Raw genomic sequence first — 12,712 nt, 5'->3', positions numbered from 1 at the left:
AGCAGAACGGCGGCTGCGCAGCCGTGCCCGTCAGGAGCCGGTGATCTCGACAATCGCCGCGCTCGGTGCGTTCGCCTGCACCGAAGCGATACCTTTCTCGGCGGCGTCCCGGGCTCCTTCCGGGACGATGTACTCGAGATCGAAGCCCGGCGCGAGGAGATGATCTGGCGCCCGCTTGCCGGTTCCGGCCCCGGCGCGCCCGGACGGTGGTATCTCTGGACTGCCCGGCAACCAGGCGGTCACCGGTCGATCCGAAGGAGAACGACATCGTGCGCCGACAGATTCTCAACCTGCCCGAGAACGCGCCCGCCGAGGCGCTCGAGGGGCTCGCACTGACGAATCCGAGGCTCATCGCCTATGACCGCGAACGCGGAATCGTCACCCGCGCCGTCCCGGCGCACGACAAGGTCGGCCTCGTTTCCGGCGGCGGATCGGGGCACGAACCGCTGCACGCCGGCTTTGTCGGGCACGGCATGCTCGACGTGGCCGTACCCGGCGCGGTATTCGCCAGCCCGACGGCACTGCAGGTGCAGGAAGGTACCGTGGCCGCCGATTCCGGGCGCGGTGTCGTGCAGATCGTGAAGAACTACACCGGTGATGTCCTCAACTTCAGGATCGCCGGTGAACTCGCGGGTGACGACGCGGTCGCGACCGAGGTGGTACTAGTCGACGACGACCTGGCCACCCAGCGTGACGCCGGGCCGGGTCGCCGCGGGACCGCCGCCGTCCTGATGGTCGAGAAGATCTGTGGGGCGAGCGCGGAGGCCGGCGCCGATCTCCGCGCGGTCGCCGACCTCGGCCGTCGCGTCGCGCGCAACGCACGCACGCTCGCCTTCGCACTGAGCGCCGGCACCCATCCCGGTGAAACGGTCCCCTCGTTCACCCTCGACTCCGGGAAGTCGAATCAGGGGTGGGGATCCACGGCGAACGCGGCACGGACCGAGTACCGTTCGCCGACGCCGATACGCTGACGGCCCACCTGGTCGACCCGCTGATCGCCGAACTCGGGGTGGCGCGCGGATCATCGCTCATCGCGATCGTGAACGGTCTCGGCGGCGCCTACCCCATGGAAGTCTCGGTCGCGGCGCGCGCCGTACATCACCGGCTGGCCGACCGCGGGATCACGGTCGCCCGATCGCTGGCCGGCAGCTATGTGACCTCGCTCGATATGGTCGGGATCTCGGTCACGCTACTGCCGGCCGATGCCGATCTGCTTCCGCTGTGGGACGCCCCCGTACGCACCCCGGCCCTGACCTGGTGAAGGAGACCTCTGTGCGCGACGAAACACTGCCGCCGGGATTCGGTGAACGCTGGGTACACATGATGTTCGAGGCGTTCCTCGACCGCGCCGGTGCGCTGGCCGATCTCGACCGACTCGCCGGCGACGGCGATTTCGGTGCGAACATCACGGCCGCCCTGAACCGGGCACGGAAGAACATCGACACCGATCGCCCCGGCTCCTACACAGGACTGCTGACAGCGGTATCCCGGGGTTTTCTGGGCACCGGCGGAACGAGCGGCCCGCTGTTCGGCATGTTCTTCCGCGAACTCGCCCGCTGCACAACGAATCCGGAGCCCACCGCCGCCGAGTTCTCCCGGGGCCTGAGCGCCGGGCTGGCCACGGTGGTGCGATACGGGGAAGCGGAAGTGGGGCACAAGACGATGGTCGACGCACTGGCTCCGGCCGCGGAAACCCTGGCCGCCCGGATCGGGTCGGGCGGGGCGGCGGCGGAGTCCCTCGCCGCGGCGGCCGATGCGGCGGTGGCCGGAGCGGCGAACACCGCATCGCTGGTCGCCGAACGCGGGCGGGCCAGCTATATCGGCGAGCTGTCACGCGGTGTGCTCGATCCCGGGGCGGCGGCCGCGGCCCTGATCCTGCAGGCCGCCGCGGCGGCGTACCGGGAGGACTCGCCGGCGATCGATACCGGATGGCTCAGGACGACCGGCTGACCGCGGATATCGGCACCCGCCGACCGGACGACGAATCCGGCTGTGTTCCGGTGCGGCAGTGGGACTCAGCGGAAATGCCCGTTCAACACGAGTGCGATCGCGCGGAGCACCTCGGGGTCGGTCATCTGTTCGTGCCTCGCGCTGATGCGGTGTTCGGTGATGGCTCCGGTCAGGTACTCCTTCCAGGCGAGCGCGGGAGACGGGCCGTCCTCCGGGTCCCCGGCGACGGCGCGGAAGTAGAGCAGATCACCGTCGAACAGTGCGGGCCGGTGATCGCGAACGAGCTCTATCAGCTGAATACAACTGTCGTGCAGAACCTTCAGATGATCGCCGGTCAGGGCTGTCCAGGGTCCGCCTTGCCGGTGCAGCAGGCCGGTCGCGGCTTCGACGGTGAGGTCGCCGGGGGTCCGGGACACGGCGACGCCGAACTCGGTGAGCACATCCGCGAGCGTCGGGACGCGAATATCGGCGCGAGTATCGACGAACCGAGAGTCCATCATGGCCAGGGTGGACACGGTATCGCCCGCGCGGCGCAGTTGTACGGCGATCTCGTGCGCGATGGTGCCGCCCAGCGAATAGCCGAGCAGATGGTATGGGCCGCGCGGTTGCACAGACCGGAGCTCCGCGATGTAACGGGCGGCGAGCCGGCCGAGCGTATCGAACCGCGCACCGGGCTCGGACAGGGCCGGGAACTGCAGCCCGTGGACCGGCCGTTCCGTGGCGAGGTACTGCACGAGACCGCTGAAACCCCAAGCCGTTCCGACGGTGGGATGAACGCAGAACAGCGGCGGCCGGGTGCCGGTGGCACGCAGCGGGAGCAGCACCGCGAGCGCGTCGCCGGCGGTGTCCCGATCCTCGGCACCGCGCCGCCGGGCCTCGATCCGACCGGCCAGGGCGCCCGGCGTCGGATCGGTGAGGACCCACTGGATCGGTATGTTCACCCCGGTCGATTCCTCCAGCTGCGCCACCAGCCGGATGGCGGCCAGGGAGTTACCACCGACGGCGAAGAACCCGTCATCGATACCGGCTCGCTCGATCTCGAGGATCTGCGTGAAAGCAGCACAGACCGTGGCTTCGAGCGGCGTGGACGGCGGCCGGTACCGGGCCGGTCGCCGGTCCGGCGCGGGCAGTGCCCGATAGTCGAATTTTCCGGTGGGCGTGAGCGGAATCCGGTCGAGGACCACAACAGCCGTGGGAATCATGTGAGTGGGCAGCCGGGTCGCCAGCCGGGTGGTGATCGCGGCGGGATCGGGCGTGGTGTGCGGCGCGGGAACGACATACCCCACGAGCCGGCCGCTGCCGTCCGGATCGGTGTGCAGGACGACCGCGGCCGCGACGATATCCGGACAGTCGCACAGCGCCGCTTCGATCTCGCCGGGTTCGATACGGTTGCCGCCGATTTCGAGTTGCCGATCGCTGCGCCCGCTGAACTGCAGGGTGCGGTCGGCGGTCCACGCGACCAGATCACCGGTGCGATACATCCGTGTCCCGGGCCTGCCGTAGCGTGCCGGGACGAATCGGGTCGCCGTCATCCCGGGCTGCCCGTGGTAACCACGGGCCAGGCCCGGCCCGGCGAGGTACAGTTCGCCGACCACTCCGGGCGGAACCGGGCGCAGGCTGCGATCGAGCACGACGGCGGTGAATCCACGCACGGGGCCGCCCATGGGAATCCGGCCACCCACCGTGCTCGTGGAAAGCGGTGCGCCGGTGCAGCTGATGACAGTGGTTTCGGTGGCCCCGTAACAGTTGATCACGGTGCGGCCCGGCGCCCACCGGGCCGCCAGATCCGGCGGGAACGGCTCGCCGCCGAGAAATATGGTGCGTAGTCCTTCGGGATTCGTCGCGGCGAGCAGTGTCGGGGTCAGCGCGGCATGGGTGACGCGCTCGGCGCGGACCAGCAGATCCAATTCGGTCCCCGCGCCCGCCGACGCGGGAGCCACGACCACGGTTGCGCCGGCGGCGGCAGCGCTGAGCCATTCGAAAACGGAGACATCGAAAGTGGGCGCGGCGGCCGCCAGTACGCGCGAATCCGGGGTGACGGCGAACCGTTCCAGCGCCAGGGCAGCCAGATTCGCCACTCCGGCGTGGGTGACCAGCACACCTTTCGGTGTCCCGGTGGAACCCGAGGTGTAGATCAGGTAGGCCGGATGCCGTGGTCGCAGGACGGCGGTGCGTTCGCCGTCGGTGACCTCGGCCGCGGATGCCGCCGCGGCCGCCGCGGCGAAAGACGGGCTGTCGACTGTGAACCAGTCGACAGCGTCCGACAGCCGGTCGCGATACAACTCACGGGTCAGTCCGCGAACGGCACCGGAATCGGTCAGTATCACCGCGTTGCGGGCGGCCGGCTGAGCGGGGTCGACCTGGACGAATGCGGCCCCGGTTTTGGCGACCGCCCAGACCGCGATCACGGTATCGACCGAACGCGGCAATGCCACGGCCACCAGGGATTCCGGTCCGGCGCCCGATTCGATCAGCACCCGCGCCCACCGGTTCGAGGTCTCGTCTAGTTCCCGGTAGGACAACCGCACACCGTCGCCGACCACCGCTTCGGCGTCGGGTCTCAGCGCGGCCGTCAACACCCGCGGCAGTACCGACATCACTGCACCGTGCCGGCCACGAACAGGTACCAGCTCGGCCCGCTCGGCCGCAGACAGCAGCGACAACCGGGGCAGCGGCAGCCCGATATCGTCCGCCATGGCACCGAGCACGCGCAGGACCCGGCCGACGATGGCATCCATCTGGGCCGAGGTGAACAGGTCCGGCAGATACTTCACGGTCAGATGCAATCGGAAGTCGTGATGGACGATCAGTCCGAGCGGGTAGTGCGCGGAGTCACGGCCCGCCACGCCGAGGACCCGCATACCCGCGATATCGGCGAGGTCGGACAACCCACCCTCGTCGATCGGATAGGACTCGAAAGCCGTCACGGTATCGAACATCGCGCCCGGGCCGGCGATCTGCTGGATCCTGGACAGTCCCAGATGATGGTGGTCGAGCAGCTCTGCCTGTTCCCGCTGGATCCGCCGTACCAGATCGGCGAGGCTCTCCCGGCGGTCCAGCCGGATCCGCACCGGCACCGTATCGATGAACAGTCCGATCATCGATTCGACACCGGAGATCTGCGCGGGACGCCCGGACACAACGGCGCCGAACACCACGTCCTCGCGACCGGTCGCGGCGGCGAGCACGATCCCCCATGCCGCCTGTACGAGCGTGTTGAGGGTGACCTCCTGCTCGTGCGCCTTGGCGACCAGCGCGGCGGTGCGGTCCTCGCTCAATTGCGCGCGGACCTCCCGCGCGGCGCGGGTGTACCGGCGGCCGCGGTCGGCCGGCGCGAGCAGCGTCGGGTCGGACACCCCGTCGAGGGCCCGGGCCCACGCGGTATCCGCCGAGTCCCGATCCTGGTCGCGCAACCACACCAGGTAGTCGCGGTAGGGGCGTCCCGGTGCCGGTAGGGCCGGATCGCTGTCGCCGGCGTAGAGGGTGAGCAGTTCCCGGATCAGCAGCGGCGTGGACCAGCCGTCGATCAGGATGTGATGCATACTCAGCAGCAGGCGGTGGTGCTGATCCGCGGTGCGGATCAGGGTCATTCGGAGCAGCGGCGGCTCGGTCACATCGAATCCGGTCTGCCGATCGGCGGCGGTGAGCTCGTCGAGCGCGGACTCGATGGCGTCGGACTCGATGGCGTCGGACTCGGCCAGGTCGACCCGGGAGAACGGAACACAGACGGACCCGGGTATCACCTGGACCGGTGCACCGGCGCTGTCGCGGACGAACGCGGCCCGCAGATTCGGGTGCCGCCCGAGGAGTGCCTGTGCGGCACGGTGCAACCGGTCCGCGTCGACCCGCCCGCCCAGTTCCATCCGGAGTTGCACGGTGTAGGCATCGAATGCGCCGTCGGCCAGCCGGGCGTGGAACAGCAACCCCGCCTGCAACGGTGTCGGCGACCATATGTCCGTCGGATCCGGATACCGGCGCTCGATCCGTTCGATCGTGGCCTGGTCGAGGTCGACGAGGTCGAAGTCGGAGGGCGTTGTCCCGCCCGCACCGGGCCGTGCCGCATGGGTGGCCAGCGCGGTCACCGCCTCGCACCACGATCGCGCGAGCTCGGTGGCCTCGGCGGTGGTGAGCAGGCGGGTCGCGTGGGCCCAGGTAGCGGCGAGAACCGGCTCGTCCGGGGTGCCGGTGACGAAGGCGTCTATCACCAGCGGGGCCGCCGCCGCGGCGTCGGGGTGCTGCACACCGCCGGCCGCGCCGGGCATCCACGCCTCCTCGTGCGCTGCCGCGGCAACGGTGTCGAATCTGCCCAGGTAGTCGAAACTCACCTGCGGGCCGGGCAGTTCCCGCAGGACGGGCGCGGTATCGGGATCGAGATAGCGCGCGAGGCCGTAGCCGATTCCGTCGTCCGGGATCCGGCGCAGCTGCTCCTTGACCGATTTGAGAACCGCACCCGCGGCGGGGCCACCGGCGAACGCGTCGTCGATATCGATATCGGGCAATTCGAGCCGGACCGGGTAGGTAGCGGTGAACCAGCCGACGGTCCGGGCGAGATCGGCGCCGGGTAACACGGTGTCGCGGCGGCCGTGGTCTTCGAGGGTGAGCAGCGCCGCGGACACACTGTCGCCACGGCGCCGCCACCATCGGACCAGCGCCATGACCGACGCCGCGATCAAGGCGTCGTCCACTCTGCCGTGGAACACCGCCGGCACTGTGCCGAGAACAGCGCGGCTCACCGCGGCCGGCAACGACACCTCGACACTGGCGACGGTGGCCGCAACGTCGACGGCCGGGTCGAACCGGTGCGCACCGAGCGGTGGATCGGCGGCGGCCAGCGTGGAATGCCACCGATCCGGTTCGCCGTGTTCCGCCGCGGCGGTGGACAACGCGTGTGCCCAGCGGCGCATCGACGTGCCGACGGAGGCGAGCCGCGGCCGTTGCCCGGCCCGCACCTGAGCCCACGCTGTCGCGAGATCGGGGATCAGGATCCGCCACGAGACACCGTCGACCACCAGATGATGTGCGACGACCAGCAACCGTCCCGGCTGTTCGGCGCGATCCAGCCACACCAGCTGCAGCACGACACCTGCGGCGGGATCGAGTCGTTCGGCCGCCGCACTCGTTTCGGCGGCAACGACCGCCGTGAAGGCATCGCTGTCCGGGGCGGCGTCCACCGGCACTCGCCGGATCAGCCCCGCCGTGGCCGCGGGGGCGGGATCGACCCGTAACGCCCAGCCGGACGGATCCGCGGGTTCCGGGCACAGCCGGGCCCGCAACATATCGTGCTGATCGAGCACGGCCCGGACCGTGGCCGTGATTCCGGAGCTGTCGATTCCGGGCGGCAGTGTCAGCAGCACCCACTGGCAGAAACGGTCGAATCCGCCGCGCTCGAACATCCAGCGCATGATCGGGGTCAGCGGTATCGCGCCTACTCCACCGCCCGGCAGTTCCGCCGGAAGGGTGAGCGCCGTACTGTCACGGACGGCGATCTCGGCCAGCCCGGCGACGGTGCCGCGATCGAACATATCGCGGACGGAGAAAACCCATCCCGCTCCCCTGGCCCGATTGACCAGATGAATCGCCATGATGCTGTCGCCCCCCAGCGCGAAGAACGAATCGTGCGCCCCCACCTCGTCCAGTCCGAGCACCTCCGCGAAGAGCCGCGCGATCGTCGCCTCGACCTCGGAGGCCGGCGGCCGGGAACCCGGCTGCGGAGCGAAATCCGGTTCGGGTAGGGCGGCGCGGTCGAGCTTGCCGTTCGCGGTCACCGGTAGCGCGTCGAGTACCAGCACGGTCGCGGGCACCATATGCGGGGCCAACTGCCGGCCGGCGAGATCCAGGACCGCGGCGCCGTCGATATCGGTTCCGTCCTCGGGCACCACATACCCGATCAATCGGTCACCGGCGGCCGCACCGCGGTGCACGGCCACTGCCGCCGCGGCGACCCCCGGACCAGCCGACAACGCCGATTCGACCTCGCCGAGCTCGATCCGGAATCCACGAACCTTCACCTGATCGTCCGCGCGCCCCACGAAGTCGAGTGTCAGGTCGCCCTCGGGTAGCCGCCGCCACCGCACCAGATCACCGGTCCGATACATCCGCCGTCCCGGTCCCGCGAACGGATCGGCCACGAACCGCGCCGCCGTCGCGCCCGCCCGGTTCCGGTAGCCACGCGCCAAACCCGGTCCGGTCACGTACAACTCACCCACGACACCGACCGGCACCGGCCGGAGCCGCCCGTCGAGTACGACCTCCCCGACCCCGCGGATCGGGGCGCCGATCGTCACCGGCGCACCCGGCACCGCCGCCGCACCGGCATTGGTCTGGATCGTGGCCTCGGCGGGACCGTAGGTGTTGCAGAAGCGCCGTCCCGGCGCCCACCGTGAGACCAGCGCCGGCGCGGGCGCTTCGCCGCCGACCACCACGGTCGCGAGATCCGCCAGACCGGCCGGATCGACGGTCGCCAGGGCCGTGGGCGTCAGCGCGGCATGAGTCACTCGCTCCCGCACCAGGATCCGCGCCAGTTCGTCCCCGCCGTACACCTCCGGCGGCGCGACCACCAGCTGCGCGCCCGTCGCGAACGCCCAGAGATACTCGAGGACCGCCGCGTCGAAACTCGGTGACGCGGTGTGCAGTACCCGCTTGCCCGGGCCGACCCCGAATCGCGACCGCTGGTCGGCCACGAGATTCGCCAGCCCACGATGCGATACCTGGACCCCTTTGGGCATTCCCGTGGATCCGGAGGTGTAGATGACGTAGGCGAGATCGTCCACCCGTGACGGGCGTACCCGATCGGCATCGCGGACGGGACGGCCCTCGGTCCCGGTGAGATCGTCGAGAGTCAGCCAATCGACAGTGTCCGGTAGTCGCGCGGGAACGGGTGCCGTGGTGAGACCGACCGTCGATTGCGAATCGGTGGTGATGTGGTCCAGACGACGGACCGGATAGGCCGGATCGACGGGGAGGAAGGCCGCGCCCGATTTCGCGACCGCCCAGGTGGCGAGTATCGCCTCCGGTGACCGCGGCAGGCCGATCGCGACAATGTCCTCGGGACCGATGCCGCGGCCGATCAGGGCGCGCGCCAGCCGGTTCGAACGCACGTCCAGTTCCCGGTAGCTGATGCGCTGACCGTTACAGACGACGGCAGTGGCTTCGGGATCGGATGCGGCCGCCGCCACCAGCAGGTCCGCGAATGTTTCGGGCGGTGCCGGTGGCGGGTCGGAACGAGCCAGCAGATCGGCGCTTTCGGCCCGATCGAGAAGTTCTACTGCCGCGATCACGGTCGTGGGGTCGGCGGCCACCGATTCCAGCACTCGGGTCCAGCGCCGGACCAGCATATCGACGGTCGCAGTGTCGAAGAGGTCGGTGGCATAGGTGAACGATGCTTCGACCCCACCGTCGCAGGGCCGGTCCGACAGCGTGATCCGCAGATCGAAGCGGGACGTCTCGCTCCGTGCGCCGGCCGGCGGCATCTGCAGGCCGGGCAGCGCGCGGTGCGTGTGTCCGGTATTCCGGTACGCGAACATCACCTGGCACAGGGGCGGGGACCCCTGCGGCGCGAACTGATCGATCAATCGTTCGAGCGGGATATCGGCGTGTGCGAATGCCTCCCCTTCGAGACGGCCGATACGGGCGAGCAGGTCGACGAACCGCTCGCCGGCATCGATCTCGGTGCGCAGCACCAGGGTGTCGAGACCGGAACCCGCCGACTCGCCGGGGCCACCACCCTCGCGGCCCGGGGTGCACACCGCGATATCGGTGCGGCCGCTGGTCCGGGCCAGCAGCACCGCCAGCGTCGCGTGGAACACCGAGAACAGCGAAGAATCCCGGCGGCGCGCGAGTTCTCTCAGCGCCCCGACCGTCTCCGTGCCCCAGGTGGCGGCCCGCGTGGCACCCCGATGCGTCGCCACCGCCCGCGGCCGGTCCACCGGCAGAAAGGGTTCCGCCGGGAGATCGGCCAGGGTGTCGCGCCAGAACTCGAGATCCGCACGGCGGCCACGGTTCCGGGCCGATTCACCGACACTGGCGGGATGAATCTGCCCGAGATCCGCGTCCGGTTCGGCCGCGGCGAAGGCGGTGAGGAAGTCCACGAATCGATCGGTGTGGTCGGCCAGTTCGGAATCGGTGTAGAGATCGGGATTGGCCAGGAAGTGCAGAATCGTCCGGGGTGGATCACCGGTCTGGTACAGGTCGACCAGCAGGTCCTCCACCGGACCGGAACTGAGAACGTGGAATTCCCCTGTCAGCGAACCGAATCGGATCTCCTGCGGGAAGAACATGACATTCACGACCGGCCCGGCGAATCGCCGCTGCCGGTCGTTTCCGGTGGTGTCGCGAATATCGGCGAGACCGCACCGCTGGTGCCGCAAGGCGCCCACCAGATCGGACTGCACCCGTCGAACCAGGGCCCGGACCGTATCCCCGGCAACGAAACCGATCGGGAGCGGAACCACATTGACGAACACCCCGCCGGATCTGCGGAGCACCGCCGTGGTGCGGCCCGACACCGGAATATCGACGAGCACATCGTCACGGCCGGTCGCCCGGGCCAGATAGTCACCGAACGCGGCGATCACCAGCGCGGCCGGGCTCGCGTCCATCGCCTGCGCGCAAGCGGCGATCCGCTCGACCGTCGACGCGGGCAGCTCGGCGATCGCGGCCACGCTGTCCGCGCACGGCGCCGCGCTTCCGGCGGCCAAACTGGTCTCGTCGCCGTCGACGTCCACAAGCCTGTCCACCCAGTACGTTTTGTCGTCGGTGAATCGTTTCGATTCCCGGTAGCTGCGGTCCGCCTCGTAGAGAGTGTTCAGATCCGCCGCGCGGTTCGGTTCGGGTGTCCGGTCCTGCACCGCCGCCGTGTACAGGCCGGCCACCCGATTCGCCATCGTCATCGCCGCGTAACCGTCCAGCGCGACATGGTGAATTCGGCTGTACATCAGGTAATGCCGGTCGCCGATCTGTAACAAACCCGAGGCGATCAGCCTATCTCGGAACATATCCAGTGGCGCGGTGCATTCCCGGCGCATCCATTCCAGGGCCGCCGCCATCGGGTCCGGTTCGGACCGCATATCCAGTACCGGCCCGGTCGACTCGAGCGTCCGATCGAACAGCTGATGCGGTTCACCGTCGACGTCCACCAGCCGGAGAAATCCCGACTGGAATTCGAGGGCCGCGCGAATCAGCGCCCGTCGCAGCAGATCGACATCCAGATCCCCGTGGATCTCGATGTACTGGGCCTCGCAGATCGGTACATCGGGACTCAATTGTTGGGCCAGCCACAGCCCCCGCTGCCCGGCGGACAACGGCACCGGCTCCGTAGCTGCCGCGTTCCGAACAGCGCCCGATCCCGAACCGGGATCGGATGGCGGTGGCGGCACGGTCATGGCCTTGCCTCCAGACCCGAGCAAGTATTATGGCAAAAAACTATGACGGCATTCTAAGCCGACCGGTCCGTTCCCGTGAACCCCCCGAATAGGTGTACGAGCAGCTCACGCGACTATCCGCCGCTCACGCCGAAGTATCCGGAGCACTACGGGCTCCGCGTCACGGGTCCGCGCGGGGACCGGCGGGTACGTTTCGCCGGCCCGGCCCCGGACACCGCTCCGGTCGGCGAACGGATCTGGTGCGGGCCGTTTTCCACATCGTCCCGTCGGCGCCCGCGGGCAACCGGCAGCGCGCGGTGGCTGCCGGAGACCTCTCCACTCCTCGCACGGCGCACTATCGGCAGCCGCAAGATTACATTCGCAGATGCGCATATCTCAGTATCGGCAAGCGGAAACCATCGTTCAGCGACGCTGCGGCGCCACAGCTGGCAGGATCGTAGAGCGTGAGCGTGTCCGAATTCGGCATTTATGTACCGCAGCTGGTTTCCGGATTCGCGCCACTGCTCGAGACAGCCCGGACCGCGGAGCGCACCGGATTCGCCAACCTGTGGCTGTTCGATCACCTGTGGTCACCGGGGCTGCCCGAGTACCCCTCCCTCGAAGCGTGGACCACCGCCACCGCTCTGCTCACCGCGACGACCACACTGCGGGTGGGTGCACTGGTGCTCTGCAACAATTTCCGCCATCCGGTCGTACTGGGCCGGATGGCCACCACACTGGACATCATCTCCGGGGGCCGGGTCGAGTTCGGGCTGGGCAGTGGGTCGGTTCGCGACGAGCACGGCCGGGCCGGCCTGGCCTGGGGCACGGCCGCCGAACGCGCCGGACGGCTGGGCGAGGCGCTGGAGATCATCACCTCGATGTTCGCCCGGGAGCGCACCTCTTTCGCGGGCGAACACTATCGCGTCGACGATGTCCCCAATGTGCCCGGCCCGGTACAGCGGCCGCGGCCGCCGGTGCACATCGGGGGCATCGGGCCGAAGTACACCCTGCCCCTGGTGGCCCGGTACGCCGATGTCTGGAACATCCCCACCTACGGCCTGGCCGATCAGCGTCGGCTCACCGGCCTGCTGGATGCCGAATGCGACCGGATCGGCCGTGACCCCGCCACCATCCGCCGCTCCCACCAGGCGGTCCTCGCACTCGCCGCCGACGAGCGTGAACTACCGGAGGTACAGGCCCGTGCCCGCCGCCGGTTCGGGGCGGATGCGTTCGCACTGGACGAGGGATATGTCGGCACCCCGTCCATGGTGGCCGACCGGCTCGTGGCGCACGGCGAACAGGGCATCGACGCGGTGGTGTTCATGGTCGGCACGAAGGAGGCCGCGGCGACCATGGAGCTGTTCGCCGCGGAAGTCGCCCCGCGGCTGCCGCACTGACCC

The 12,712-nt window shown here is 69.5% G+C and carries 4 protein-coding genes and 1 pseudogene; 3 read left to right on the top strand and 2 right to left on the bottom strand.

The window, feature by feature from the left end:
• Window positions 1-30: 30 nt before the first annotated feature.
• Window positions 31-243 (bottom strand): DUF1508 domain-containing protein, encoded by a 213-nt coding sequence (locus ACWCPQ_RS11590; protein ID WP_449897314.1) that lies wholly within the window; start codon window positions 241-243, stop codon window positions 31-33.
• On the opposite strand from ACWCPQ_RS11590, the pseudogene ACWCPQ_RS11585 reads away from it, so the two are divergent.
• Window positions 207-1,261: pseudogene (locus ACWCPQ_RS11585) on the top strand (dihydroxyacetone kinase subunit DhaK). The gene ACWCPQ_RS11590 and the pseudogene ACWCPQ_RS11585 overlap by 37 nt on opposite strands.
• An 11-nt stretch (window positions 1,262-1,272) precedes the next feature.
• Window positions 1,273-1,950, top strand: coding sequence for a dihydroxyacetone kinase subunit L (locus ACWCPQ_RS11580; RefSeq protein ID WP_449897313.1), 678 nt, complete (start codon window positions 1,273-1,275; stop codon window positions 1,948-1,950).
• A gap of 65 nt (window positions 1,951-2,015) precedes the next feature.
• On the opposite strand, the gene ACWCPQ_RS11575 is transcribed toward ACWCPQ_RS11580, so the two are convergent.
• Entirely contained in the window at window positions 2,016-11,255 is a 9,240-nt protein-coding gene (locus ACWCPQ_RS11575; protein WP_449897312.1) for an amino acid adenylation domain-containing protein, read from the bottom strand.
• A gap of 518 nt (window positions 11,256-11,773) precedes the next feature.
• Here ACWCPQ_RS11575 and ACWCPQ_RS11570 point away from each other — a divergent pair.
• Window positions 11,774-12,709 (top strand): LLM class flavin-dependent oxidoreductase, encoded by a 936-nt coding sequence (locus ACWCPQ_RS11570; RefSeq protein ID WP_449897310.1) that lies wholly within the window; start codon window positions 11,774-11,776, stop codon window positions 12,707-12,709.
• Window positions 12,710-12,712: the final 3 nt, after the last annotated feature.

It is taken from the genome of Nocardia sp. NPDC001965 (assembly GCF_053594175.1).
Note: the sequence above shows the minus strand (reverse complement) of the source record. Positions and strands in the feature narration are given on the sequence as shown.